This is a genomic window from Bradyrhizobium sp. USDA 3256 (assembly GCF_054058275.1).
The window spans coordinates 7,086,890-7,112,781 of record NZ_JBSSAE010000002.1 but is presented as its reverse complement, the minus strand read 5'-3'; the positions used below and the strand labels follow the sequence as shown (position 1 = coordinate 7,112,781).

General features: G+C 64.9%; 26 protein-coding genes and 2 pseudogenes. 19 read left to right on the top strand and 9 right to left on the bottom strand.

Going from position 1 to position 25,892, the window contains the following annotated elements; genetic code table 11:
- Positions 1 to 156: 156 nt before the first annotated feature.
- Positions 157 to 1,152 carry an alpha/beta fold hydrolase gene (locus ACVWY5_RS35580; protein ID WP_028334577.1) on the top strand — a complete coding sequence of 332 codons (996 nt, stop codon included), beginning with the start codon at positions 157 to 159 and terminating at the stop codon, positions 1,150 to 1,152.
- Positions 1,153 to 1,227: 75 nt separating this feature from the next.
- On the opposite strand, the gene ACVWY5_RS35575 is transcribed toward ACVWY5_RS35580, so the two are convergent.
- On the bottom strand, positions 1,228 to 1,578 hold the full coding sequence (locus ACVWY5_RS35575) for a RidA family protein (RefSeq protein WP_028334578.1): 351 nt from the start codon (positions 1,576 to 1,578) through the stop codon (positions 1,228 to 1,230).
- 244 nt (positions 1,579 to 1,822) lie between these two features.
- Here ACVWY5_RS35575 and ACVWY5_RS35570 point away from each other — a divergent pair, with 244 nt between their 5' ends.
- The 8 genes and pseudogenes from ACVWY5_RS35570 (at position 1,823) to ACVWY5_RS35535 (ending at position 6,609) form a co-directional block, all read left to right on the top strand.
- Positions 1,823 to 2,065 carry an alpha/beta fold hydrolase gene (locus tag ACVWY5_RS35570; RefSeq protein ID WP_321176662.1) on the top strand — a complete coding sequence of 81 codons (243 nt, stop codon included), beginning with the start codon at positions 1,823 to 1,825 and terminating at the stop codon, positions 2,063 to 2,065.
- Positions 2,001 to 2,186 carry a hypothetical protein gene (locus tag ACVWY5_RS35565; protein ID WP_028334579.1) on the top strand — a complete coding sequence of 62 codons (186 nt, stop codon included), beginning with the start codon at positions 2,001 to 2,003 and terminating at the stop codon, positions 2,184 to 2,186. Before ACVWY5_RS35570 ends, ACVWY5_RS35565 begins: the two co-directional genes overlap by 65 nt.
- Positions 2,187 to 2,357: 171 nt before the next feature.
- Positions 2,358 to 2,675: pseudogene (locus ACVWY5_RS35560) on the top strand (DUF427 domain-containing protein); the annotation flags it as partial.
- Positions 2,676 to 2,741: 66 nt separating this feature from the next.
- Positions 2,742 to 3,224 (top strand): DUF427 domain-containing protein, encoded by a 483-nt coding sequence (locus tag ACVWY5_RS35555; RefSeq protein WP_321176663.1) that lies wholly within the window; start codon positions 2,742 to 2,744, stop codon positions 3,222 to 3,224.
- A gap of 36 nt (positions 3,225 to 3,260) precedes the next feature.
- Positions 3,261 to 5,024 carry an MOSC domain-containing protein gene (locus ACVWY5_RS35550; protein WP_028334580.1) on the top strand — a complete coding sequence of 588 codons (1,764 nt, stop codon included), beginning with the start codon at positions 3,261 to 3,263 and terminating at the stop codon, positions 5,022 to 5,024.
- A gap of 43 nt (positions 5,025 to 5,067) precedes the next feature.
- The gene (locus tag ACVWY5_RS35545) at positions 5,068 to 5,526 is read left to right on the top strand and encodes a VOC family protein (RefSeq protein ID WP_202814533.1); all 459 of its coding nucleotides are present in this window, start codon (positions 5,068 to 5,070) and stop codon (positions 5,524 to 5,526) included.
- The gene (locus tag ACVWY5_RS35540) at positions 5,408 to 5,881 is read left to right on the top strand and encodes a helix-turn-helix domain-containing protein (protein ID WP_321177553.1); all 474 of its coding nucleotides are present in this window, start codon (positions 5,408 to 5,410) and stop codon (positions 5,879 to 5,881) included. Before ACVWY5_RS35545 ends, ACVWY5_RS35540 begins: the two co-directional genes overlap by 119 nt.
- Before the next feature lie 368 nt (positions 5,882 to 6,249).
- Positions 6,250 to 6,609, top strand: a complete 360-nt coding sequence (locus tag ACVWY5_RS35535) for a hypothetical protein (protein WP_028334583.1) — start codon at positions 6,250 to 6,252, stop codon at positions 6,607 to 6,609.
- Positions 6,610 to 6,701: 92 nt separating this feature from the next.
- Here the strand turns inward: ACVWY5_RS35535 and ACVWY5_RS35530 are convergent, their stop codons facing one another.
- Positions 6,702 to 8,360: an FAD-binding dehydrogenase gene (locus tag ACVWY5_RS35530; RefSeq protein WP_028334584.1), complete on the bottom strand. Its 1,659-nt coding sequence runs from the start codon at positions 8,358 to 8,360 to the stop codon at positions 6,702 to 6,704.
- Between the two features lie 278 nt (positions 8,361 to 8,638).
- Here ACVWY5_RS35530 and ACVWY5_RS35525 point away from each other — a divergent pair, with 278 nt between their 5' ends.
- From ACVWY5_RS35525 to ACVWY5_RS35505, 5 genes are all read left to right on the top strand, one after another.
- Positions 8,639 to 9,106: a hypothetical protein gene (locus ACVWY5_RS35525; protein WP_028334585.1), complete on the top strand. Its 468-nt coding sequence runs from the start codon at positions 8,639 to 8,641 to the stop codon at positions 9,104 to 9,106.
- A gap of 155 nt (positions 9,107 to 9,261) precedes the next feature.
- Positions 9,262 to 9,450, top strand: coding sequence for a hypothetical protein (locus ACVWY5_RS35520; protein ID WP_038377541.1), 189 nt, complete (start codon positions 9,262 to 9,264; stop codon positions 9,448 to 9,450).
- Positions 9,451 to 9,468: 18 nt separating this feature from the next.
- Positions 9,469 to 10,059: an SCO family protein gene (locus ACVWY5_RS35515; RefSeq protein ID WP_026191944.1), complete on the top strand. Its 591-nt coding sequence runs from the start codon at positions 9,469 to 9,471 to the stop codon at positions 10,057 to 10,059.
- 91 nt (positions 10,060 to 10,150) lie between these two features.
- On the top strand, positions 10,151 to 11,149 hold the full coding sequence (locus ACVWY5_RS35510) for a transporter substrate-binding domain-containing protein (protein WP_028334587.1): 999 nt from the start codon (positions 10,151 to 10,153) through the stop codon (positions 11,147 to 11,149).
- 227 nt (positions 11,150 to 11,376) lie between these two features.
- Positions 11,377 to 13,017 carry a lysine--tRNA ligase gene (locus ACVWY5_RS35505; protein ID WP_028334588.1) on the top strand — a complete coding sequence of 547 codons (1,641 nt, stop codon included), beginning with the start codon at positions 11,377 to 11,379 and terminating at the stop codon, positions 13,015 to 13,017.
- Between the two features lie 12 nt (positions 13,018 to 13,029).
- Here ACVWY5_RS35505 and ACVWY5_RS35500 read toward each other — a convergent pair whose 3' ends face one another.
- Entirely contained in the window at positions 13,030 to 13,962 is a 933-nt protein-coding gene (locus ACVWY5_RS35500; RefSeq protein ID WP_051376181.1) for a 2-dehydropantoate 2-reductase, read from the bottom strand.
- Between the two features lie 259 nt (positions 13,963 to 14,221).
- On the opposite strand from ACVWY5_RS35500, the gene ACVWY5_RS35495 reads away from it, so the two are divergent.
- The gene (locus ACVWY5_RS35495; protein WP_225160951.1) at positions 14,222 to 15,007 is read left to right on the top strand and encodes a class II aldolase/adducin family protein; all 786 of its coding nucleotides are present in this window, start codon (positions 14,222 to 14,224) and stop codon (positions 15,005 to 15,007) included.
- Between the two features lie 188 nt (positions 15,008 to 15,195).
- On the opposite strand, the gene ACVWY5_RS35490 is transcribed toward ACVWY5_RS35495, so the two are convergent.
- Complete coding sequence (locus ACVWY5_RS35490) at positions 15,196 to 15,849, bottom strand: S24 family peptidase (protein ID WP_028334590.1); 654 nt, start codon at positions 15,847 to 15,849, stop codon at positions 15,196 to 15,198.
- A gap of 200 nt (positions 15,850 to 16,049) precedes the next feature.
- Here ACVWY5_RS35490 and ACVWY5_RS35485 point away from each other — a divergent pair, with 200 nt between their 5' ends.
- Positions 16,050 to 16,394: a DUF952 domain-containing protein gene (locus ACVWY5_RS35485; protein ID WP_028334591.1), complete on the top strand. Its 345-nt coding sequence runs from the start codon at positions 16,050 to 16,052 to the stop codon at positions 16,392 to 16,394.
- Positions 16,391 to 17,488: a quinone-dependent dihydroorotate dehydrogenase gene (locus tag ACVWY5_RS35480; protein ID WP_028334592.1), complete on the top strand. Its 1,098-nt coding sequence runs from the start codon at positions 16,391 to 16,393 to the stop codon at positions 17,486 to 17,488. Before ACVWY5_RS35485 ends, ACVWY5_RS35480 begins: the two co-directional genes overlap by 4 nt.
- Before the next feature lie 267 nt (positions 17,489 to 17,755).
- Here ACVWY5_RS35480 and ACVWY5_RS35475 read toward each other — a convergent pair whose 3' ends face one another.
- From ACVWY5_RS35475 to ACVWY5_RS35455, 5 genes are all read right to left on the bottom strand, one after another.
- Positions 17,756 to 19,081, bottom strand: a complete 1,326-nt coding sequence (locus tag ACVWY5_RS35475) for an MATE family efflux transporter (RefSeq protein ID WP_028334593.1) — start codon at positions 19,079 to 19,081, stop codon at positions 17,756 to 17,758.
- A gap of 113 nt (positions 19,082 to 19,194) precedes the next feature.
- Positions 19,195 to 19,929: an MBL fold metallo-hydrolase gene (locus tag ACVWY5_RS35470; RefSeq protein ID WP_028334594.1), complete on the bottom strand. Its 735-nt coding sequence runs from the start codon at positions 19,927 to 19,929 to the stop codon at positions 19,195 to 19,197.
- A 22-nt stretch (positions 19,930 to 19,951) separates the two neighbouring features.
- Positions 19,952 to 20,257, bottom strand: coding sequence for a DUF6460 domain-containing protein (locus ACVWY5_RS35465; protein ID WP_028334595.1), 306 nt, complete (start codon positions 20,255 to 20,257; stop codon positions 19,952 to 19,954).
- A 96-nt stretch (positions 20,258 to 20,353) separates the two neighbouring features.
- A complete protein-coding gene (locus tag ACVWY5_RS35460) occupies positions 20,354 to 22,162 on the bottom strand; it encodes a cisplatin damage response ATP-dependent DNA ligase (RefSeq protein WP_028334596.1) in 1,809 nt (602 codons plus the stop codon).
- Complete coding sequence (locus ACVWY5_RS35455) at positions 22,159 to 23,235, bottom strand: ligase-associated DNA damage response exonuclease (protein ID WP_028334597.1); 1,077 nt, start codon at positions 23,233 to 23,235, stop codon at positions 22,159 to 22,161. The genes ACVWY5_RS35460 and ACVWY5_RS35455 overlap by 4 nt, the downstream gene beginning before the upstream one ends.
- A gap of 130 nt (positions 23,236 to 23,365) precedes the next feature.
- Between ACVWY5_RS35455 and ACVWY5_RS35450 the strand changes: the two are divergent.
- Positions 23,366 to 24,293, top strand: a pseudogene (locus ACVWY5_RS35450) (methyltransferase domain-containing protein).
- Positions 24,294 to 24,463: 170 nt separating this feature from the next.
- Entirely contained in the window at positions 24,464 to 25,690 is a 1,227-nt protein-coding gene (locus ACVWY5_RS35445; protein WP_028334599.1) for an ABC transporter substrate-binding protein, read from the top strand.
- The last annotated feature ends 202 nt before the right edge of the window (positions 25,691 to 25,892 follow it).

The following is a 25,892-nucleotide window of genomic DNA, read 5'->3' as shown; positions in this document are numbered from 1 at the left end:
TTGCCCGAAAAGACGAATCGATCGGATCGAAGTGCGAGCACCAACTGGGCGCAGGACGCCTGGCTATGGCCGTTTGAAGCCGCGCGATTGGCGCTGGACATCTACTCGCAGTGGTACCCCAATCGTGCGCCCGAGCCCACAGATTCGTCGGGCGAAATGGCGGCGCTGCCCTGGACGACAGCCCATTCGGTCGCGCTTCAGCTGCCGTCGATGTGCCTGCTGGATTTCTCAAGAGCGGCCGAAGGCCGGCCGCTGCTGGTCTGCGCGCCCTATGCGCTGCATCGCGCGCAGATCGCGGATCTTGCCCCCGGCCACAGCCTGATGGAGGCGCTGCAGAAGGCTGACGTTGCGCGTCTTTATCTCACGGATTGGCGCTCGGCGGCACCGGAGATGCGATATTTCTCGATCGACACCTTTCTGTCCGATCTCAACGTGGCCGTCGACACGATCGGGCCGCCGGTCGACCTTGCAGGTCTCTGTCAGGGCGGCTGGCTGTCGTTGCTCTACGCGGCGCGCTTTCCCGGCAAGGTACGGCGGCTTGTGCTTGCCGGCAGCCCGGTCGACGTCTCGGTACCGTCGGAGCTTTCCCGGATGGTCGCCTCGCTTCCACCGCAAGGCTTCGAGGCGCTGGTCCGTCAGGGGGATGGGATCATCAGCGGCAAGCATATGCTGCAGGCCTGGAGCATCCCGTTCACCATGCGTGACGCGGAAGCGGCGCTGCAGAGGCGGCTCGACCGCAAGTCGGAGGATGCGCGGGCGTTGCTCGATCGCTTCACGCGCTGGAATAGCGAGACGCTCGATCTGCCGGGCACCTACTACCTCGAAGTGACCGACTGGATCTTTCGCCAGAACCGGATCGCGGCTGGAGACTTCCTCGCGCTTGGCTGCAAGATCGATCTCGCTGCCGTGAAGCAGCCCGTTTTCGTGCTCGCCGCAGAGAACGACATCGTTGTTCCGCCCGACCAGGCATTTGCGACAGCGCGGCTCCTGGCCACGCCGCCCGCGTGGCTGCAATGCCATACCGAGCCGTGTGGTCACCTCGGACTGTTCATGGGCTGCAAGGCTCTCGCCGGTTCATGGCGCCGGATTGCCCGCTGGCTTCAGTCCGATCTCGGCGAGGCTGCCGGCGAGCGCGCGCGGATCAGCGCGTGAGTGCAAGATGAAAATGCCCCGAATTGCGCTTTGCAATCCGGGGCATCCGGTCTCTTTGGATGACGTGTGTCGCGTCTATTTCGCCGCGACAACCATGATCTCGACATTGTACTGCGGCGCCGCCAGCTTGGCCTCGACGGTGGCGCGGGCCGGGGTGTTGCCCTGCGAGACCCAGCCGTCCCACACCGCGTTCATCTCCGGGAACGTCTTCATGTCGGTGATGTAGATCGTCGCGCTGAGCAGCTTCGACTTGTCGGTGCCGGCCTTGGCGAGGTGGCCGTCGATGATCGACAGGATGTCCTTGGTCTGGTCGGTGACGCTGCCGCCCGCGGCCTTGCCGGCGACGACGCCGGCCAGATAGACGGTGTTGCCGTGCACGACGGCCTGGCTCATGCGCGGGCCGGTTTCGAAACGCTGAATGCTCATTTGGGTCTCCACTGAATGGCGGGCATGTCTATAGCGTTTTCAAGCGGCGTGGCTACCGGTTCGCGTGAAGAAAACGCGTCAAAACAAGAGATCGACAGGTTTGGTTCTGATTTGATCAGAACCAAACCTCTAGCGCGTCAGGGCGACCACCGCCACTGCGCATTTTGCAGCGCGCACCTCATGAAAATCGCGGCCTAAAGCGTGATGAGATTAGGTTCAACTGCAACGGCGCCTCTGGCGCAACGTGTTGCCGCACCTGCAGCCACTAGGCCGCTGCATCGCCCCCGATCTGATCGGCATGGGAGACTCCGACAAGCTGCCTAACAGTGGCCCCGAGTCGTATCGTTTCGTGGAGCACCGCCGCTACCTCGACGCCCTGCTCGAAGCCCTGGATGTTGCCGAGCGGGTCACGTTGGTCATCCATGACTGGGGCTCGGCTCATAAAGGCCGAGCCCGGTGGGATCCTCTCCGCCGGCCTCGATCTTGACTTCGTCCGCAAGTTGCCCGCGCAGACTGAGGTGACGGTCGCGGGAATCCATTTCGTCCAGGAAGATTCGCCGGACGAGATCGGGCGGGCCATTGCCGACTGGATGGGGACGTTGGGCTGACGGCGTTGTCTTAGCGGTCGCTCGGTACGCTGCTTCATTCGGTCATCTCCGTAGGGGCGGGCGTGTGCCAAAGGCAAGCCGAGAGTCGCCGTCCTCTCGTGGAACTTTGCCGCCGGATCCGCGTTTCAGAGCCTCGGTCATCAAACCCATGGGGGAGACCATGGGACTGTCCTGGCAACAAGGTCCACTCTCAACGGGAGCAATCGGCCGGTTTCTCGTGCCCGAACCGCTGCCCAAGAGATTGTTGTACGTCGAGCGGTTGCGCCGGCGTATGCGCGTTCGCTTCGGGGGATCTGGATCGCCGATAGCGAGAATGTCCTCCTGTTCTTCGAACCGGGCCGCTATCCGGTCGCCTATTTTCCGGAGACCGACATTTCCCCACGCGTCCTTGAACGCACCGAGCATACCACCCAACACGCCGATCTCGGGCTCACGTCCTGGTACAGTGTCCGGGCCGACGAGCAGCACGTCGCACCGCGAGGGGCATGGCAGCACACCAGCCTTCCTCCCCATGCGAGCGAACTGCAGGCACGCGTTGCGTTCGCTTGGCGGGCTATGGACGCTTTCTACGAGGAAGACGAGCGAATCGTGGGCCATGCCGCTGACCCCTACCACCGCATCGATATCCGCCGCGCCTCCCGTAACCTCGTGGTCCGCCATGGTGACCGGATCATTGCCGATACCAAGCGGCCGCTCGTCCTCTACGAGTCCGGCTTCGCGCCGCGCTGGTACGTTCCACGCGCCGACATCGATGAGTCCGCCCTCACTCCCGTGAAACTCCAGACCTTCTGCCCATACAAGGGGCTCTGCAGCTACTACTCCATCGATGAGGCACGTCTGGCGGCATGGGGGTATCCTGACCCCTATCCCGAGGTTCGCGGCATCTCCAACCTGGTGTCGTTCGAACCGGATATCGTCTCGGTCCATCTCGATGGCACCCAACTCCATCTCGAGCCGGGCCAGACGGTGGTTGCGCATGGCCCAGATCGCAACATCGACGTCTCCGAGGTGGTCCATGAGCCAGGTGGCGGCGGCTAAGAAGCACCTTCGGTCCCTATCAAAGTGGAGTGGGGCATGGCGCGACTGCTGTCGGTGAACGTCGGACTTCCGCGTGATATCGAATGGAAGGGCCGCACCGTACACACCGGGATTTGGAAAAATCCTGTACGTAGCCGTTGTCGGGTCGGCCGATTGAATCTGGATGGAGACGGTCAAGGCGACCTGAGCGGCCACGGGGGTGAGCAGCGAGCCGTCCTAGTTTACCAGATCGAATCGTATCGCTACTGGCAGGAACAGCTGAAGAGGACCGACTTCGTCCATGGACAGTTCGGCGAGAACTTCACGATTGAGGGATTACCCGACGATGCCGTTGGCATCGGCGACCGTTATCAGATCGGCGGCGCAGTGTTCGAGGTTACTCAGCCCCGCGTGACCTGCTATCGGGTCGGCATTCGGATGAACGAGCCGCGGATGCCGGCATTGCTGACATCCAGCGGCCGTCCGGGGTTCTACTTCCGCGTCCTGCAGGAAGGCGAAGTAGGCGCCGGCGACGAAATCATGAAGGTGGGAGAGGCGAATGAGCGAATGACGGTCGAAGAGATCAACGCGCTTCTCTATTCGCCCAATCATCCACGCGATCGATTGGAGCGCGCCTTGCGGATCGAGACGCTTTCGCCCGGATGGCGCGTGTCGTTTGAGGCGTTACTGCAGAATCAGACGACTGGCGCGGGAAGCGGCAACGCAGGGCTTGCGCCGGCAGCGGCTGCGCATCCGGCTGCACCAGGATTTCAGTCGCTCACGGTGGCAGCGATAGATCAGGAGTCCGCGGACGTCCTCTCCCTGTCGATGCGGCATCCGGACGGTCAGCCGCTGCGACAGGCTCTGCCCGGTCAGTACGTGGTCTTACGTCTTCGACGGATCGGCGGCGGGCCGCCACTCTTTCGCAGCTACTCGCTCTCGGGTCCCCTCTCGACGGAGCGCTACCGGATCAGCGTGAAAGTCGAGCCGGATGGGGCGGCTGGAACCTACCTGCGGGAGCATGTCCGCATGGGCGATGTTCTCGACGTCAGCTCGCCGCGGGGAAGCTTCATTCTGCAGTCGGGAGCGCGGCCCGTGGTGTTGCTCAGCGCGGGAATCGGAGCGACGCCTGTGCTGGCAATGCTTTACGCGCTGGCGGCGGCCCGCTCGACACGGCAGGTCTTGTGGCTGCACGCGGCTCGCGACCGGCCGCACCATCCATTTGCCGCCGAAGTCCGCCGCCTTATGCCCTCGCTCGCCCATGGCCGCAGCTATGTTTGCTACAGCAGGCCGGGCTCGCGCGACAAGATGGGCGAGGATTTCGACGCGACCGGTCACCTGTCGCGATCGGTCTTCGACAAGGTCGGCATCCCGCGAGAGGCGGATGTCTACCTCTGCGGGCCGACTCGCTTCATGGCAGACATGAAAGAGGCGCTCGCAGCCTTGGACGTGGCGCCGGAGCGGATGCATGTCGAAATCTTCAACGGCAGCGAGTCGATGACTCCGGGTGTCGTCGGCGCAGCGACGCGAACTCCACATCTGCCCAGGGACGACGCCAACACCGGTCCGCTGGTATCGTTCGCGCGAAGTGGCATCGCCGCACACTGGAAGGCGTCCGTCTACCAGAGCATTTTGGAGCTCGCCGAGGCGTGCGACGTCCCGGTCCGTTGGTCGTGCCGGACCGGTGTTTGTCACAACTGTGAGAGCGGTTTGGTTTCGGGCGAGGTCGCCTATGGACCCCAGCCACTCGAGAAGCCCGCTGACGGCAACCTTCTCGTTTGCTGCTCACAACCGATTCGTGACGTCGTCATCGATTTGTGAGCCCTGCGGGCGACGCAAATCAGACCGAAGAGGAGGCGTGGGCGTGATCAACACAACCAGCGCAACCGGCATAAAGCTCTCAGTCGAGGTGATCACGTTGCCGGTGAGCGATGTCCAGCGAGCGTTGCGGTTCTACGTCGACCAGGTCGGCTTCACGCTCGACGTCGACTATTCGCCGAAAGACGCATTTCGCGTCGTGCAGCTCACTCCACCGGGCTCCAGTTGCTCGATACAGATCGGTCGCGGGCTCACCGACGCGCCCGCCGGATCACTTCGCAACGTCTATCTCGTCGTCACCGATGTTGAGGTTGCGCGGAGCCGCCTGCTCGAACGTGGGGTCGAGGTCGGTGAAGTCCGGCACAAGGTGCCCGTTGATGCCTGGGATGGAGGTTTCGCACCCGGGCTCGACCCTGCTCGCAGGGACTACGCCAGCTTCGCCGACTTCTCGGATCCGGACGGCAACAGCTGGGTGTTACAGGAACGGGGATACCGCAACGTATGACGTGCTTGTGGAAGCATTGACTAGAGAACGAAAGGAGTTCCCATGCGCACAGTCAATCGATCAGCTCAGCGGCAAATGGAAGACCGTGATCCTGAGCCGGCTCACGGTCAGGCCGATGCGCTATGGCGAGTTGCGCCACGACATCCCGCAGCTCAGCGACAAGGTGATGACCGAGCGCCTGCGCCATCTCTGCAACTCAGGCTTCGTCAGGCAGGAGCGCGGCGGCGGCTCCTCGCGCTATTGCCTGACCAAGCGCGGCGAGATGCTGAAGCCGATGCTGCAGGCACTCTACGATTGGGGCGAGGCCAACGCAGACACGTTCGGCGTCCGCTTCCTCAGCGCGGAGGCGGACTAGAGCAGGATGAGATCAAGCTGTGGCCGCGAACTGAGGCGCGTTCGCTCTTCCCGCCCGCGACGTGGAAGCGTCAATTGCAGAAGTCCGCAAATGGCCTATGCGACAGCCCTTGCGCGAGGGACATTTGCGCAATTTCGGAATATTAGAAGAATACGTCTGAGTTGCCCGACGTGTCAAGTTGCTTGGTCGAGCGCGGGCCACTGCCGGCTACTTTGCATGGGGTTGTTTTCGATATTTTGGCGACGCCCCCGGCGACGGTCCCGTAAGTTCATGCTGCACCGGTCGAGAGAGCCGGTTTCCGGCCGGAACCTTAAGCAAGGAGAGCGCGTTCTCGCGGGATGTTGGGGGCAATCAACAAAGGAATGCTCATGCACATCCGCATCTCTACGGCATCCGTCATCGTTGCGGCGCTCTCGCTTGGAACACCTGCCTGGGCGCAGGTGCAGGGAACGCAACCGAAGGCGCTGCCGCAGGCTCAATCTGACCAGCCCAATGCCATCCGGAGCATACAGGTCGTGGACGTCAAGGATCTCAAGCCTGAGGTCCGGTCAAGGGTCGAGGCTGTCGTCGCAAAGGCAAGCGAAGACGACCTGCGGAACCTTCGCGGTTCCATCGACGCATCTGAAGAAGCGGTATCCGCGCTGAAGGCGAAGGGCCTCAGCTCGGCACAAGTTGTCGCGGTCAATCTCACCAACGGCATTCTGACGCTTTTCACCAGGACGGCCTGATCGCAACACGGCCTGGGGAACTTCCGCTCAGCAAGAAAAGCCCGCTGGTTCACGCCGGCGGGCTTTTCGACTGCACCTCAGAGTAGCACGCGTCAGTTCACCGCCTTCGCCGCCGCACGTCCTGCGTTGCGCCCCGAGAACAGGCAGCCGCCGAGGAACGTTCCTTCGAGCGAGCGGTAGCCGTGCACGCCGCCGCCGCCGAAGCCGGCGGCTTCGCCGGCCGCGTAGAGCCCGCGGATGATCTGGTGATCCCTGCCGAATACGCGCGAATCGAGATCGGTCTCGAAGCCGCCGAGCGTTTTGCGGGTGAGGATGTTGAGCTTCACCGCAATCAGCGGGCCGTGCTCGGGATCGAGGATGCGGTGCGGCTTGGCGGTACGGATCAATTTGTCGCCGATATAGCGCCGCGCGTTGTGCAGGTTCATCACCTGCGCATCCTTGACGTAGGGGTTGGTGATCTCGCGGTCGCGCGCCTCGATCTGGGTTTTGATGGCGTCGAGCTGCAACAGGTCGTTGCCTGCGAGCTTGTTCATGGCGCCGACGAGCTCGGCGAGATTGTCGCGCACGATGAAATCGGCGCCGTGCTGCTTGAACGCTTCCACCGGCGCCGGCGCGCCCTTGTTGGTGGCGCGCTTGATCGTCATGCGCCAGCTCTTGCCGGTGAGGTCGGGGTTCTGCTCCGAGCCCGACAGCGCGAACTCCTTCTTGATGATGCTCTGGGTCAGGATGAACCACGAATAATCGTAGCCGGTGCCCATGATGTAGTGCAGTTGCCCGAGCGTGTCGGAGCCCGGGAACAGCGGCGCCGGCAGCCGCTTGCCCGTCGCGTCGAACCACAGCGACGACGGTCCCGGCAGGATCCGGATGCCGTGACGCGGCCAGATCGGGTTCCAGTTCCGGATGCCCTCGACATAGTGCCACATGCGGTCGCGGTTGATCAGCCGTCCGCCCGCCGCCTCGGTGATGCCGATCATGCGGCCGTCGACATGTTCGGGCACGCCGGAGATCATGAATCTGGGCGGCTCGCCGAGCCGCTTTGGCCAGTTCTGCCGCACCAGATCATGATTGCCGCCGATGCCGCCGGACGCGACGATCACGGCTGGTGCACGGAAGGAAAAATCGCCGACGACGTTGCGCGAGGAACTCTTGCCGCGCTCGACCGAGGTCGGTTCCAGGATCACGCCGCTGACGCCGTCGACCACACCGCTGGTGACGCTGAGCGCATCGACGCGGTGGCGGAACTTGAACACCAGCCGTCCGCTTTTCGCCGCCTCGCGCGCGCGGCGCTCGAACGGCTCGACGATGCCGGGGCCGGTGCCCCAGGTGACATGGAAGCGCGGCACCGAATTGCCATGGCCCATCGCGTCGTAGCCGCCGCGCTCGGCCCAGCCGACCACCGGGAAGATGCGATGGCCCATCGCACGCAGCCAGTCGCGTTTCTCGCCCGCCGCGAATGCGACATAGGCCTCGGCCCATTTGCGCGGCCAGTAATCCTCCTCGCGATCGAAACCCGCGGTGCCCATCCAGTCCTGCAGCGCGAGGTCCGCGGAATCCTTGATGCCGAGCCGGCGCTGCTCCGGCGAATCGACCAGGAACAGGCCGCCAAACGACCAGAAGGCCTGGCCGCCGATACTTTGTTCCCCTTCCTGGTCGAGCACGATGACGCGCTTGCCTGCGTCGGCGACTTCGGTTGCGGCCACGAGACCGGCAAGCCCCGCGCCAATCACGATCACATCTGCATCGTCAGCCATGTTTAGGTCCCCCGTCCCGCCGAGATTCAAGACCGCCTCATTGCGTGCGGTCAACGCCAAATGGACCTTGCCTGTGGCGGCGGAGCACCAAGCACGTGCGCCGCGCTGTTCCAGTTTGGGACCTTTCCCCACTTTCACTGCAGCGTGCGCGCAACACCCAATTTGAATTTGTTTTGACCGGCTTCGCTCGTCTGGACAAAAATCCGCGCGCACAACACGCTCACGATTGTCTTGCATCACAGACCAAACAGATTCGGTTTCGACTGGGGCTGGCCAAAATGAAGTTGATGACGGGGTTGCTCGCTGCGGTTCTCCTGCTGGCGGGAATGGGGGTGTCTCAAGCTGTAGTCAGGATCGCCGACGATCGCGGCGGCAAGATCGGCGTCTATGTCGACAGGTATCAGGACCTGCGGACTTCGGGCGAGACGGTCATCATCGACGGGCTGTGTGCCTCGGCCTGCACCATCGTGCTCGGCAAGGTTCCTCACGACCGGATTTGTGTGACCTCGCACGCCAGCCTCGGCTTCCATGCAGCCTGGGATTACGGCGACAACGGCCGCCCCGTCCCCAATCCCGAAGCCACCCATATGCTGTACCTGATGTATCCGCCGGCGGTACGCAGATGGATTTCGGAGCGTGGTGGCCTGACCCGGCGCATGATCTTCCTGCGCGGTAAGCAACTGCAGGCGCTGTACAAGCCGTGCTACCTCAACGCCCAGGCCTCGGCGCCGAAGCCCGCGCACTAGGCTCCGGCTGCTTCTCTGTTTGACGTTCGTCGGCCATTGGCCTGGGCTTACGTCGGGTTATGGACGAGCAGGCGCCGGAACAGCTCGCCATCATTTGACGGCCTGCGGCCGCCATTGCGCTTGCTGCCTGCCGGAACCGGGCTTATCTCAGGCTCATGATTCAGCCGATCTCCACCCGATCCGAGCTCGTAACGGCTCCACAGACCCGGGTGGCGTTTGCGATCCTGTGGGGCGCGGCCGGTATCGGCGGATTGGCCCTGCTTGCCGCCGCCGCGCTCTGGTTCCACTACGGGACCGCGGTGTTTTTCGAAATGATCACGGCCGGCATCTCCGCCTGCTTCTGACAAGGACGCTCTCGCATCATGCCCCGGACCACGCGCCCATTGGTGATCTTCGCTGCCTTCGCGGGCAGTCTGGCGGTCGGCCTGTTCCTCATGCTGTGGGCGATCGGCGGCTTGCGCACCGTTGCCGCGCCGGCCGCGATCGGCGGGCCGTTCCAGCTCACCGACCAGTCCGGCCAGACCATTACCGACAAGAACCTTCAGGGCAAGCCGACCCTGATTTTCTTCGGATTCACCCATTGCCCGGACATCTGCCCGACCTCGCTGTTCGAGATCTCGGAGGTCCTGAAGGCGATGGGCAAGGACGCCGATCGCGTGAACGCCTATTTCGTCTCGGTCGATCCGGAACGCGACACCGCCACCGCGATGAAGGATTACCTGTCGAGCTTCGATCCGCACCTCAAGGGCCTGACCGGCGATCCCGCCGCGATCGCCAAGGTGCTGTCGAGCTATCGTGTCTACGCCAAGAAAGTGCCGCTGAAGGATGGCGACTACACGATGGACCACACCGCGCTGATCTATCTGATGGACCGCGACGGTCATTTCGTCGCGCCGTTCAATCTGAAACGGACGCCGGAAGAGGCGGCGGCCGATCTCAAACGGTACCTCTGATCGCCATTTCCGGTTCAGAATTAACCCAATCGGCGCTCGCTTCAGGCGCTGATTCGGCTATAAGCCGTTCAATTTCCTGAAATTGCCGGTTATGCCAAACCCCTCTGTCCAGCCCTTTGCCGTCCGTTCGCGCCAGCTTCGCCTGGCCGCGGGCATGATCGCGGCTGCCTTGCTGGCCCTCGCAGGTCCTGCGATCGGGCAGACGCCTCCGGCGCAGCCGCCGGCGGCCAAGGCGGCCCCCGCACAAGCGGCGCCCGCGACACCTTCGGCGCCCGCTGCCCAGCCGGCCCCGACCCTGTCGCCCAAGGCCGCCGCCGAGGCCGCGCCGCAGGCGGTGCCGGGTTTCTGGGACCCGCGGCGCCGGCCGGACCGCCCGGACCTGTCGCGCCTCACCGTGATCCGCTTCCTGACTGAGACCGACTATCCGCCGTTCAATTTCACCGGTCCCGACGGCAATCCGGCCGGTTTCAACGTCGACCTCGCGCGTTCGCTCTGCGACGAGATCAAGGTCACCTGCACCATCCAGATGCGCCGCTTCGAGACCCTGATCGATGCCCTGGCGACCAACCGGGGCGACGCCATCATCGCGTCGATGGCGGTGACGCCGCAGCTGCGCGCCAAGGTCGATTTCACCGATCCCTATTACCGCGCGCCGGCCCGCTTCGTGTCGCGCCGTGACAACGCGATGCCGGAAATCCGCCCGGAATACCTTGAGGGCAAGAAGGTCGGCGTCATCGCCGGTACCTCGCACGAGGCCTACCTCAAGGCGATGTTCACCGACGCCGAGATCCACTCCTATCCGGATAACGACGCGCTGCGCGCGGCGCTGCGCCGCGGCGAGGTCGACTTCATCTTTGGCGATGCGATCTCGCTCGCGTTCTGGATCAACGGCACCGATTCCGCCGAATGCTGCGCCTTTGCCGGCGGCCCCTTTGTCGAGAGCCGCTATTTCGGCGAGGGCGTCGGCATCGCGGTCCGCAAGGGCAACGACCTGCTCCGGCAGTCGCTGAACTGGGCGCTGTTCCGGATCTGGGAAAAAGGCCGCTTCACCGATCTGTGGCTGCGCTATTTCTCGGTCAGCCCGTTCTGATGCTGTGCTCTTCACCTCTCCCCGCTTGCGGGGAGAGGTCGGAATTCAAGCGCAGCTTGAATTCCGGGTGAGGGGGACCCCCCACCGCGAATTCCTCTCTTGCCGGTTACGCGGATGGAGCCCCTCACCCCAACCCTCTCCCCGCAAGAGCGGGGCGAGGGAGCGTCGTTTTGCATTTTGCCGCGAAAGCGTTAGTTTTCGCGGCCTTTTTGGAGAGAACCTGAGGAATGTCCGTGATTGATCCTTCTGCCAGCCCGAGCGACCTGCGGGCGCTCGCCGAACAATCCAACGCCTGGCCGTTCGAGCAGGCGAAAGCGATTGTGGCGCGGCTGAAGAAAAATCCCAAGGACGAGGTGCTGTTCGAGACCGGCTACGGCCCGTCGGGCCTGCCGCATATCGGCACGTTCGGCGAAGTCGCGCGCACCACGATGGTGCGCCATGCCTTCCGCGTGCTCACCGAGGACAAGATCAAGACCCGACTGCTCGCCTTCTCCGACGACATGGACGGCCTGCGCAAGGTGCCGGACAACGTGCCGAACAAGGAGCTGCTTGAGCAGCATCTCGGCAAGCCGCTGACCAAGGTGCCCGATCCGTTCGGCACCCATCCGAGCTTCGGCCAGCACAACAATGCGCGGCTGCGCGCCTTTCTCGACCAGTTCGGCTTCGATTACGAGTTCGCGAGCTCGACCGAGTACTACACCTCCGGCCGCTTCGATGCCGCGCTGCTGCGCATGCTGGAGCGGATCGAGAAGGTGATGGCGATCATGCTGCCGTCGCTGCGCGAGGAGCGTGCGGCGAGCTACTCGCCGTTCCTGCCGATCTGCCCGCGCACCGGCCTCGTGCTCTACGTGCCGGTGACGGCGCACGACGCCAAGGCCGGCACGATCTCGTATGAAGATCCCGATAGCAAGGAGACCGTCACCGTTCCTGTCACCGGCGGCCGCTGCAAGCTGCAATGGAAGCCGGACTGGGCGATGCGCTGGTACGCCCTCGGCGTCGACTATGAAATGGCCGGCAAGGACCTGATCGACTCGGTGAAGCTGTCGGGCAAGATCTGCTCGGCGCTCGGCGGCACGCCGCCGGAAGGTTTCAACTACGAACTGTTCCTCGACGAGAAGGGCCAGAAGATCTCGAAGTCGAAGGGCAACGGCCTGACGATCGACGAGTGGCTGCGCTACGCCTCGCCGGAGTCGCTGTCGCTGTTCATGTATCGCGAGCCCAAGGCGGCGAAGCGGCTCTATTTCGACGTCATCCCGCGCAATGTCGACGACTACCAGCAATTCCTCGACGGCTTCACGCGGCAGGAAGCGCGGCAGCAGCTGCAGAATCCGGTCTGGCACATCCATTCCAGCAAGCCGCCGCAGGCCGACATGCCTGTCACCTTCCAGCTGCTGCTGACGCTGGTGTCGTCGTCGAACGCGGAGAATGCCGAGACGCTGTGGGGTTTCATCGGCCGCTACCGGCCGGGCGTGACGCCGCAGACTCATCCGAAGCTCGACGCGATGGTCGGCTACGCCATCAACTACTATCGCGACTTCGTGGCGCCGACCAAGCAGTTCCGCGAGCCGACCGACGGAGAGCGCGCGGCGTTGCAGGATCTGCGCGATGCGCTCGCCAACATGCCGGCGAACGCGAGCGCGGAAGACATCCAGAACGTGGTCTATGAGATCGGCCGCCGCGAGCCGTTTCTCGACATGGTCAAGAAGGGCAAGGACGGCCGTCCCGGCGTCTCGCTCGACTGGTTCAACATGCTCTACCAGGTGCTGCTCGGCCAGGAGAAGGGCCCGCGCTTCGGCTCCTTCGTCGCGGTCTACGGCGTGCAGAACGCGGTCAACATGATCGACGGTGCGCTGGCGCGGTCGTCGTAGGGATCGCGGCGCTCATCGCCGCTCGGCCTGCGCCGCGTCGCGCAGGCCGTCGCTGGTGGCGCGCAACAGCGTCAGCAGCAGGCCGTTGAGCGGCGTCGGCACGCCGTGCCGTTCGCCGGCCGCGACGATCGCGCCGGTGAGAGCATCGGCTTCGAACGGGCGTCCCGCGACACGATCGAAATACATCGAGGTGCCGGCGTCTGGCGGATAGGTCAACAACGTCGCCAGCATCAGCTCGGCCTCGTCGGGCGCGAGCTGGGCACCGTCGGCGCGGCCGACATTCGCGGCCTCCTCGAGGATGGCGTGGCACAGCGCCTTGACGTCCGCGCGGCGGAACACCGCCTGCCGCTGCAAGGTGAGCGCGGTGATCGGATTGGCGACCGCATTGAGCAGAAGCTTGCGCCACGCCAGCGTGGTGAAATCGGCGGAGTGCCGCACGCGCATCGCCGTCCCATCCAACAGCGCTTCGAACGCGCGTCCGTCCGTGTCATCGGCAACCGCGAATTCATGCTCGCCGGCGCGGCGGAAACGGACGCGATCCGGCGCCAGCCGCTCGCCGTTGTAATAGACGATGGTCGGCACGACCGTGGCGGCGCCGACCAATGGCGCCAGCCGCTCGGCGTGGCCGATGCCGTTCTGCAGCACCGCGACGCGCGTCCGCGGCCCGCACAGCCTTTGCAGCCAGGGCGCGCTCGATTCCGTGTCCTGCGCCTTGGTCGACAACAACACCCAGTCGACCGGCGTCACCTCCGCCGGATCGGTGAGGGCGCGCAGCGGCACCTCCACCGTGCCTTCCGCCCGCTCGACCGTGAGCCGATCGAGCGGGCGCCGGACGCAGGCGATCACGTCATGCCTGTCGACCGCCCGCAGCAGGCCGGCGATGATACCGCCGATGCTGCCGAGGCCGACGATGGCGATGGTCTTGCGGTCGGATGGTCCTGTCATGGCGTAACTCTGGGCTTTGCGGAGTGTGTTGCGTTGGGTTGGAAAGTCAGGCCGCTCATGTGGCTTTCCGCCGCAGCCAACGAAGCCGCCGATCCGCCGTCTTCGCAGCGCATCATCACATAATGGTGGCGAGCCCGCAAAATTCGGATAGCAGGCCATCGGCAATTTCACCGGAGCCTGGCGCCGGATTGCGCTACAGTCGCATCCATAAAATCAGCACGGCCTCCGCCGAGAGGCCGGCACAGATGGGAGCATGCGCATGCAGTTCAGGGTTTCGCCGACATCGCTGCAGGACAGTTCGAGCGCCGAGGAATGGCAGGCGCGGGTCGATCTCGCGGCGGCGCATCGGCTCGCCTACATCCACGGCTTTTCGGAAGGTATTTTCAACCATCTCACCTTGGTGGTGCCCGGCCGCACCGACCGCTACTACCAGATCCCGTTCGGCATGCACTGGTCGGAGGTGACAGCATCCTCCTTCATGGAGGTCGGCATCGACGATGCCGAGGTGAAGCGCGGCGAGGGTGAGGTCGAGCGCTCCTGCTATTGCATCCATGCGCCGATCCACAAGGCGCTGCCGCAGGCCAAGGCCGTGTTTCACACCCACATGCCCTATGCGAGCGCGCTGACACGGCTCGAGGATCCGCGGATCAAGGAGATCGGGCAGACCGAGGTCGGGCTGTCGGAAGCGATTGCCTATGACGATCTCTACACCGGCCCCGCGCTCGATCCCGAGGAAGGCGCACGGCTCGCTAAGGTGATCGGCAACAAGACCATCCTGTTCATGGCCAATCATGGCATCTCGACCGTCGGCGAGACGGTCGCCGATGCGTATGACCGGCTCTATTACATCGAGCGCGCCGCGCAGGTGCAGATCTATGCGATGTGGACGCAGCAGCCGCTCAAGCAATTGCCGCAGCATGTGGTGGAGAAGACCAAGCGCGATTTCCGCGACGACCATCTCTACAACGGCCCGTCCCCGGCGCAGCGGCATTTCGATGCGCTGAAGCGGATGCTGGATCGCAAGGAGCCGGACTACGCGACGTAATTCGCGTCAAACTCCACCGTCGTCCCTGCGAAAGCAGGGACCCATAACCACAGGCTCGAGTTGTGGAAGTGCGCTGGGGCTCCAGCGCGGAGCAGTAACAATCATCGGTGGTTATGGGTCCCGGCTCCCGTGCGCAATTGCGCACTAGGCCGGGACGACACCGTTGTTGTGGCGTCTCGCGATGACCGCTACTGGCTCGCCCACACGACGCGCGCGATCCACGCGACTTCCTCGGCATCGAGCATGCGGTCGGGGTGCTCCGGATTGAGCGATGCGAGTTCCAGCATCTTGGCGGTGCGGCGTCTCAATTCCTTCACCATCACCTCGCCGGCGGTCGTGCGCACCACCACGCGGTCGCCGCGGCGGATCGCGGTCGCGGGTGACACCACGATGATGTCACCTTCGCGATAGGCCGGCTGCATCGAGTCGCCCTCGATCTCCAGCGCATAGGCGTGTTCGTCGGTGGTCGCCGGCAGCGCCACTTCGTCCCAGCCCTTGCCGGCGGGAAAGCCGCTGTCGTCGAAATAGCCGCCGGCCCCGGCCTGCGCGAAGCCGATCAGCGGCACCGACTGTCCGCCGCGCGCGCCATCGCCGAGCAACTGCACGAAGGTCTCCATGCTGGCATTGCTCGCCGCCAGCGCCTTGGAGAGCGACTCGGTCGAGGGCCAGCGCTCGCGCCCGTCGCCGGTCACGCGCTTGGATTTGTTGAAGGTGGTGGGGTCGAGTCCGGACTGCTTGGCAAGGCCCGACGGCGACAGGCCGGCGCGTTCGGCGAGCCGGTCGAGCGCGGCCCAGACCTGCGCGTGGGTCAGCGGTCGGGTGGCTTTGGGCTGTTTGGCCATCGAGGAGATCCCGGATGGTAGGAATTATTGCCTGAAACTTCGATTTTCGCAAATCTGCCGTCGGATCTGTCCCGACACCGCTTGAGTTGCGCCGCCGCCGCCGATACGGTCCCTCGCTCGCCAGATGGCGTCTGGGGCATTTTCCCCTCAAATCCGGATAAAACCCCAAGAGACTCAAGGACAAAAGGGAAGGCCGGCCCGTGCCGATGATCTACAAAATCACCCCCGCTTCGGCCTGGCGCGAGGCCGAACGGCAGGGCGTGTACCGGGGCAGTGCCGACGACAAACGCGACGGCTTCATCCATTTTTCCACCGCCTCCCAGGTGGCCGAGACCGCGCGCAAGCACTACCACGGGCAAACCGGCCTGTTCCTGGTCGCGGTCGATGCCGATGCGCTGGGCGATGCCCTGCGCTGGGAGCGGTCCCGCAATGACGAGCTGTTCCCGCATCTCTATGGCGAGCTCGACCTCGGCGCGGTCACCGAGATCCTCGACCTGCGCGCGCGCTCCGACGGTGGCCACGACGTTCCGGAGCTCAAGCCGTGATCCGTGCCTTCGACGCCTTCTCGCTGCCGCTGCTGCGCTGGTTCGATCCCGAGGATGCCCATCGCATGGCGATCCAGGGCCTGAAGCTGCTGCCGCCGATCCGGCAGCGGCCGGACGACCCCAAGCTCGCGGTGCGCGCCTTCGGACTCAACTTTCCAAACCCGATCGGCATGGCGGCGGGCTTCGACAAGAGCGCGGAGGCGCCCGACGCGCTGCTGCGGCTGGGCTTCGGCTTTGTCGAGATCGGCTCGGTGACGCCGAAGCCGCAAGCCGGCAACCCGCGGCCGCGGCTGTTTCGCCTGGAGCGCGACGAGGCCGTCATCAACCGCATGGGCTTCAACAATGATGGTGCGGAGGCCGTGCTGCGGCGGCTCGCCGCGCGCGCCAGCGCCGGCGGCATCGTCGGGGTCAATGTCGGGGCCAACAAGGATTCGCCCGACCGCGCCGCCGATTATGTGAAGCTGATCGAGACCTTTGCGCCGGTCGCGAGCTATTTCACCGTCAACGTCTCCTCGCCGAACACGCCGGGCCTGCGCAATCTGCAGCAATCGGCGGCGCTCGACGATCTGCTGGCGCGGGTCATCGACACCCGCGAGCGCGTGCGCAAGAACGCCGGCGACTCGCCGGTGCTGCTCAAGATCGCGCCGGACCTCAGCCTTGCCGAGCTCGACGACGTCGTGCACATCGCCCGCTCGCGGCGCGTCGACGGCATGATCGTCGCCAACACCACGCTGGCGCGTCCCTCGACCTTGCGTGAGGAGAATCGCGCCAGGGAGCAGGGCGGCCTGTCGGGCCGTCCGCTGTTCCGGCTGTCGACGCGGATGGTGGCCGAGACCTATGTCCGTGTCGAAGGCGCGTTTCCGCTGATCGGCGTCGGCGGCATCGATAGCGGCGGCGCCGCACTGACCAAGATCCGCGCCGGGGCCAGCCTGATCCAGCTCTACTCCTCGCTGGTCTACAAGGGCCTCGGCCTTGTCGACGACATCAAGCGCGATCTGTCCTCGACCCTGCTGCGCACCGGCCGGGATTCGCTGTCGGAAATCGTCGGCGCCGACGCGGCGACCATCACCGCCGAGGACTGGCCGGTGAGGTAGTTGCCCGTCGCCCGGATGAAGCGAAATCCGGCTGCGCCCCAACCTCCCCTTGAAAAGGGGAGGTCGCTTTGCTCGCCAGAGCAAAGCGGGTAGGGATCAGCTCTCTCCATGAGCTGCGTCGCCTGTGGCTGACCCCCATCCCGACCTTCCCCCTTTTCAGGGGGAAGGGGAAGAGAACTTCGTAGCCCGGAAGCGCAGCGCAATCCGGGACAGTCTCGCCGCGGCACAGGTCCCCGGATTTCGCTTCGCTTCATCCGGGCTACGGACTTACACAGTCTTGAACGTCTTCCTGAGCAGCGCCGGATAGCGCAGGCCCTGCAGGCCGCCGCGTGCGACGTAGAAGCCGAGCAGCGCGATCCACAGGCCGGTGTTGCCGAACGAGCTGAGCGCCCACCAGGTGGCGAGGAAGATCGCAAGCGAGGCCAGCATCAGATTGCGCATCTCGCGCGCCCAGGTAGCACCGACATAGATGCCGTCGAAGCCGAACGCGAAGACGCCGGGCAGGGGTGCCAGGATCACGAACGGCAGGAACTCGCGCGCATAGCGGCGCACGTCGTCGCTGGTCGTCATCAGATTGATCAGCGCCGCTCCGAACAGTGCGAACAGCACCGACACCATCAGCGCAAAGCCGATGCCCCACAGCAGCACCAGCCGGGTCGAATCGGAAAAGCCGCGTGCATCGCGCGCGCCGAATGCGCGGCCGCACAGCTGCTGGGCGGCGTTGGCGAGGCCGTCGAGAAAGAAGGCGCTGACCAGCAGGAAATTGTTCAGCACCGAATTCGCCGCCAGCGTCACGTCGCCTTCGCGCGCGCCCTTGGCGGTGAAAAACAGGAACACGACGATCAGCGCCGCGGTGCGGACCATGATGTCGCGGTTGACGGCCAGCATGCGCATCAGCTTGGCGCGATCGAACAGCGTGGCCGCGGGAACCGCGAAGCCATTTTGCGAGATCCGCCACGCCACGACGATGCCGACCGCAAAACCCGTGGTCTCCGCAAGCACCGCGGCGATCGCGGCACCGGCGATGCCGGCGCCGTAGACCTGCACCAGCAGCACGGTTGCGATCATGTTGATGATGTTGATCACGATCTGCAGCGCCAGCGCCAGATTGGCGCGGGCCTGGCCGACCAGCCAGCCCAGGATGACGTAATTGGCGAGCGCCAGCGGCGCCGACCAGATCCGGATCATGAAATAGCTCTCGGCCGCGCGCGTGACGCCCTCGCTGCCGCCCATCAGCTGGAATGTGACGGCGGCGAGCGGCACCTGCAGCGCGATCAGCGCCGCGCCGATCAGGCCGGCGACGATGAAGCCGCGCACCAGGATTGCGGCATATTCCTTGATCTCGCCGGCGCCCTGCGCCTGCGCGGTGAAGGCCAGCGTGCTCATGCGCAGGAAGGCGAACAGCCAGAACAGGCAGTCGAAGATCACCGAGGCCATCGCCACGCCGCCGAGCAGCGCAGCATCGTCGAGGCGACCGATCGCGGTGGTCGAGACGATGCCGATCAGCGGCGTGGTCAGGTTGGCGACCATCGCGGGGCCGGCGATGGCGAACACCTCGCGCGTCGTGATCTTCGGGTGGATGGGTGCGTGCATGGCTACAGTTGCAAGGAATATTCGCTTCTATCGCGTCAACCGTCGCGCGGCCATGCTGGAATTGTTCTCGGAGCAATGCGATGGCGGAGGGGCAGCCGACAAGGCGTGCATGGTCAGAACACCACGACCATGCCATCGCTTGCCGCCGTGTAGCGCAAATCGTCGACGCGGCCGAGCATGTCGTCGCTCATATGGGTCAGCACCACGCGCTTGGCGTTGATGGCCGGCAAATGCGCTTCCAGTGTCTTCAGGCTGAGATGGTTCTTGACCATCTTGTCGTACATGTAGGCTTCGGCGATGAAGAGGTCGGCGTCCTGCGCCGCCGGAATCAGCGCGTCGGTCCATTCGGTATCGGCGCTGTAGCTGATGATGCGTCCCTCGGCCTCGACGCGATAGGCCAGGAACGGCCCGCCGGATTCGCCATGCACGACAGGATAGGGCGTCACGGCCACCTCGCCAAAGCTGCGCCTTTCGCGCGGCGCCAGCGTGACGACGGACAGATCGAAGCGCTGCCTGGTTTTGGAGGAATGCTCGAACATCACCTCCATCACCGCAGGCAGTTTCGTTTCGATACCTTGAGGCCCGGCAATCACCAGCGGCCGGGTGCGGCGGGAGAACTGCGCGTCGAGCAGGAAGAACGGCAGGCCGGCAAAATGGTCGCCGTGGAAATGCGTAATCAGGATCAGGTCGATCGCGTCGCGGTCGACCTCGAGCCGCTTCATCGCCGGCAGCGACGAGGCGCCGCAATCGATCAGGAGATTGGTGCGTGCACCGCTGACGTGGAAACAGGTGTTGAAGCGGCCGCCGGAACCGAATGCATCGCCGCAGCCGACAAATCGCAATTGCATCGGCTGCGAACCCTCCTTGGGATCAGCGGCCGCGCGGCGCGCCGAACAGCCGCGACAACAGCCAGATCGGAATCACGATGACGGCGCCGAGCAGGAAGTAGCGCCAGGCCCAGTTGATCGCGTCGAAGCCGAAATCCCAGATGCTCTGGAACAGCCTGCGGATGCTGTTGAGGATGTTCCACGGATCGAGGCCGATCGCGGCGAGCACGACACCAACCAAAATCGACAGCAGAATCAACCGGAACGCCACAGAGAGCGGCGATCCGCCGAGAAAGCGGTACAGGCCGTCACTGCGGCCGGCCGGCAAGTCCCGGATGTCGTTTGGCATTGCTCTCTCCCGCGGAATCGCCCGCATTATAGGTCACGGCGGTGCACATGGGAAACCCGCGCACCGCGATCAATGGCTGCCATGCACGCTTGGGATTTAACTTCCTGTCATGGAGATTAACATCCGTTCAAGCGTCTCCAGCCGGTCGGCTTCGCGCGGCGGCTTGTCCCAGCGCAGGCGGCTGATCCGGGGGAAGCGCATTGCGACGCCGGATTTGTGACGCGGCGAGCGCTGCAATCCCTCGAAGGCGACCTCCAGCACCAGCCCCTGATCCGGCTCATGCACGACATGGCGCACCGGGCCGAACTTCTCGGTGGTGTTGCGGCGGACGAAGCGGTCGATCTGCAACAGCTCCTCGTCGGTGAAGCCGAAATAGGCCTTGCCGACCGGCACCAGCTCGTCGCCGGCCTCGCCATGGGTCCAGACCCCGAACGTATAGTCGGAGTAATAGGACGAGCGCTTGCCGTGGCCGCGCTGGGCATACATCAGCACGGCGTCGATGATGTGTGGATCGCGTTTCCACTTCCACCACGGGCCCTTCGGCCGTCCGGGCAGATAGGGCGCGTCGCGCCGCTTCAGCATCACGCCTTCGACCGCGTCGGCATCGTCGCCGGCGCCGGCGCTCTTGGGATCGGCGCGCGCCGCGGCCAGCTCGTCCCAGCTCGCGAACGGGATGGTTGGCGACAGATCGATGCGCGGATCATTCAGCCTGGCGACGAAGGCTTCGAGATGCGCGCGGCGTTCGGTGAAGGGCAGCTCGCGCAGATCGTTCTCGTCGTCGCCGAGCAGGTCGTAGGCGCGCAGGTAGATCGGAAACTCCTTGATCAGCTTCGGCGAAACGACTTTGCGGTTCAGCCGCTGCTGCAACACGTTGAAGGTCTGCACGCGGCCGTCGCGCAGCACCAGCAATTCGCCGTCGATCGCGCCGGGCAGATGCAGCGACGGCACGAGATCCGGAAAGCTGCCGGTGATGTCCTCGCCGGTGCGCGAATAGAGCCGCGCCTGGACATGGCCTCGCGCGTCGCGGCCGGACACCGCCTGCACCCGGATGCCGTCCCATTTCCATTCCGCGCTGAAATCGGCGGCGTCGAGATTGGCGAAATCGCTATCCTCGATCGCGTGCGCCAGCATCACCGGGCGGAACGGCGCAGGGTCGCGGTTGACCGGTTTGTCGCCGCAGCCCTCGAGCCAGGCGAACAGGTCGAGATAGGGCGGCGACAGGCCGGGCCACATCAGCTCGATCTCGTGCGGGTCTTTGTCGCCGAGCGCCGCCGCCGCGGTCTTCGCCAGCCGCGCCGAGATCCCGATCCGCATCGCGCCGGTGACGAGCTTCAAGAGCGCCCAGCGCCCGGTCTCGTCGAGCTCGTCCAGCCAGCGCGCCAGCTGTGCCGGCAACTCGGCCTTGCCGAGCGTGCGCAACGTGGTGACGACGTCAGTCAGGGTTGGAGGAGGCGGGTTGTTGTGTCGGGTATCGGGGGGCAAGCTTTCTTCACCTCTCCCGCTTGCGGGGGAGGTCGGATCGTTCGGCTGCGCGTCAGCGCGGTCGGGCGATCCGGGTGGGGGCTGTCTCTGCTTGTCGACCGTGTGGAGAGACCCCCACCCCGACCCTCCCCCGCAAGCGGGAGAAGGAGAAGATTTCGGCCACATCAGCGCGACCGTCTCCGAGAGGTCGCCGACGTAATCATAGGAGTAGCCGAACAGCACCGGGTCGGCGCGTTCGGTGATCAGGTCGCGGATCAGGCCGGGCTTGGCGTGCTTGAACGACAGCGCGCCGGTCAGCGCCGCCAGCGCGTAGCCGCGGTCGGGATCTTCGGTCTCGCGGAAATAGGCGACCAGCAGCTTGATCTTGTTGTTGCGGCCGGGCTCGTAGGCGAGGCGGTCGAGCAGCTCGGCAAAGCGGTTCATGTTTCTGCCTCGCCGGCGGACTCGGCTTCGCCAGCGGGCTTGGCCTCGCCGGTCAGTGCGGCGGTCTCGCCTTCGTCCTCGTCGCCATAGCCGACCAGATCGAGCGGCCGCGCGGCAAGGCCTTTGGTCTTGCACCAATGCACCAGCGCATCTTCCTGGCCGTGGGTGACCCAGATCTCGCCGGCGCCGGTCGCCGCGATCGTCGCCGTCAGCCCGTCCCAGTCCGCATGATCCGAGATCACCAGCGGCAGCTCGACGCCGCCTTGCCGGGCCCGGGCGCGCACGCGCATCCAGCCCGAGGCGAATGCGGTGACCGGATCGGGGAAACGGCGCGTCCAGACATCGGATGTCGCGCTCGGCGGCGCCAGCGTGATGGTGCCGGCCAGCTCGGCCTTCTTCATGCCGCGCGCGGGCCGGAGCTCGCCGAGCGGAATGCCGCGCTCCTGATAGTAGTAAGTGATCTTCTCCATCGCGCCATGCAGGTAGATCGGCGCGTCGTAGCCGGCCTCGCGTAGCAGCGCGATCACGCGCTGCGCCTTGCCGAGCGAATAGGCGCCGACCAGATGCGCGCGCTCCGGGAACAATTTGACCGACGCCAGCAGCTTGTTCACTTCGCCGGCGGCATCGCCATGGCGGAACACCGGCAATCCAAACGTCGCCTCTGATATGAAGACGTCGCAGGGCACCAGCTCGAACGGCGCGCAGGTCGGGTCGCGCGCATCCTTGTAGTCGCCGGAGGCGACGATGCGGGTGTCCTTGCAGGTCACGGAAATCTGGGCGGAGCCAAATACGTGACCGGCGGGATGAAACGTCACCGTGACGTCGCCCAGCCTGATCTCCTCGCCGTAGGCGATCGCCTGCGTCGATCCGGCGAAATTCTCGCCATAGCGCAGCCGCATCATGTCGAGCGTTTCCTGGGTCGCGAGCACAGCGCCGTGACCCGCCCGCGCATGGTCGGAATGCCCATGGGTGATCAGTGCCCGTTCGACCGGCCTGACAGGATCGATGTGGAAGCCGCCGGGCTTGCAGCAAAGCCCGGCCGGGACGGGCATCAGGATGTCTTGCGGGCGCATCGTCCCTATATAGGCGCTCGATTCGCGATGTTTAGCCGGATCCGCAGGCTTGACCCGTGCATCCATCTCCGGAAAAAGTCCGTGCTTTGATGGATGGCCGGACCCGGCCGAGATTGGTTCCTTAAAGCGAATGGCCCTCCGCCTGTTTCTGTCCTCCGGCGACCTCGTCGCCGACCGCCGCTACGAGTTCGCGCGCGACCTGCAATTGAAGGGCGATCTGCCGGCTGCCGCCGAGCTGCTCGAACAGGCGATCGAGCTTGTGCCGAAATTCCCGTCGGCCTGGTACACGCTGGGCAAGATCCGCCTGGAGCTCGGCCAGCGCGAGGCCGCGATCGCAGCGTTCCGCGGCGCGCGCGACGCCGATCCCGAAGACCGGCATGGCGCCGGCCTTCACCTGATGCAGCTCGGCGTCGAGGCCGTCAGTTCGATGCCGCCGGGCTATGTACAGACGCTGTTCGATCAATATGCGCCGCGCTTCGAGGCCCGCGCTGGTCGGCGATCTCGGCTATCGCGGCCCGGCGCTGCTGTTCAAGGCGGTGCTGTCGGTGCGTGCGGGCGCAAAGAAACCGGCCTTCTTCAAGCGCGCGATCGATCTCGGCTGCGGCACCGGGCTGGCGGCCGGTGCATTCGCCCGGCATGTCGATCGCTTCATCGGCATCGACCTGTCGCCGCGCATGATCGACAAGGCGCGCGCAACCGGCCTTTATGCCGAGCTTGAGGTCGACGACATGTTGAAGGCCGTTTCGGCCAAGCGCGAGGCCAGCGCCGAATTGATCCTGGCCGCCGATGCAATGGTCTATGTCGCCGATCTCGCGCCGGTGCTCGCCGAGGCCAGCCGTGTGCTGGTGGCGGGCGGCGTGCTCGCCTTCACGGCCGAGACCCATGACGGCGAAGGCGTCATCATCGGCGAGGGACTGCGCTACGCCCACAGTGCAGCTTACGTGCGCGACTCTGTCGCTGCCGCGGGGCTGACGCTGGCCCAGCTCGACGATCTCTCGGCGCGCAATGAAGACAATATCCCGGCACCCGGACTCGTCGCCGTCGCGGTCAAGCCTTAACGCACCCTCTCCCACAAGCGGAGAAGGGAAGAGAGCGCCGCCTCGCACCCGAACTTGAGTCTACACGCTACGCATTTGCCGTGACGCGGCATTGCGCCGCAAAGTCATGACTTCGCGCTTGCCCGGCGCAAAGCGGAATGCGAGAGCTTTTCGCCTCAGGGAGAGAAATAATGAAAAAACATACACGGCGCGAGTTCGGCGCCACCGCATTGTCCGTGATCGCCGCGTCCGTGCTGCCCGCGCCTTTCGTCCGGGCCGCCGACAAGAAGTACGATCCGGGTGCCAGCGACACCGAGATCAAGCTCGGCCAGACCGTGCCGCATTCCGGCCCCGGCTCGCTTTATGGTGTGCTGGGCCGCGTCGGCGAAGCCTATTTCCAGATGCTGAACGACAAGGGCGGCATCAACGGCCGCAAGGTGAAATTCCTCACCATGGACGATGCCTACAGCGCGCCGAAATGCGTCGAGGCGACACGCCGTCTGGTCGAGCAGGAGGAGGTGCTGGCGCTGTATGGCTCGCTCGGCACCGCGCCGCAGACCTCCGTGCACAAATACCTCAATTCCAAGGGCGTGCCGCAGCTGTTGCTCAACACCGGCGCCTCGAAGTGGAACGATCCGAAGAACTTCAAATGGACCATGGCGGGCCTGCCGCTCTATCCGACCGAGGCGCGCATCCTCGCCAAGCACGTCGTCAGCGTGAAGCCCAACGCCAAGGTCGGCATCCTCTACCAGAACGATGATTTCGGTCGCGACTTCCTGGGGCCGTTCAAGAAGGTGCTGGCCGATGCCGGCGGCAAGGCACAGGTGATCATGGAGCAGACCTATGATCTCACCGATCCGACGGTCGATTCGCAACTCATCAATCTCTCGAAGTCGGGCGCCGACGTCTTCTACAACATCACCACCGGCAAGGCGACGTCGCAGTCGATCCGCAAGGTGACCGAGCTCGGCTGGAAGCCGCTGCAACTGCTGTCGGCGGGCTCGACCGGCCGTTCGATCCTGAGCGCCGCGGGCCTCGAGAACGCCAAGGACATCGTCGCGATCCGCTACAACAAGGAAGTCGGCGTACCCCGGTATGAGAAGGATCCGGACGTGATCGCGTTCGAGGAGCTGCGCAAGAAGTACCTGCCGAACATCGACCCCGACAACACCATCGCCTTCGCCGGCTATGGGCAGGCGGCAACGATGGGCGAAATCCTGCGCCGCTGCGGCGACGACCTGACCCGCGCCAACGTGCTGAAGCAGGCTACCACGCTCGCCGGTTTCCACTCGCCCTATTTCCTTGAAGGCATCAATTACAGCTATACGCCCGACGACTACACGCCGATGAAGACGCTCTATGTCTCGATCTTCAACGGCAAGGATTGGGACCTCTCCGGCCAGCCGATGACGGAGTAGCGGTGGAGCACGCTGTTCCTCGCCCCGCTTGCGGGGAGAGGTCGGATCGCATCGCAAGATGCGATCCGGGTGAGGGGGCACAGGTCTCACGGCACTCGCCGCTCGCGGAAGCAGTCCCTCACCCCAACCCTCCCCGTGAAGGACGGGGAGAGGGAGTCGAAGCGTCCTGTCGCGGCCCCTTGCCACCTGCCGCCATTTCCGT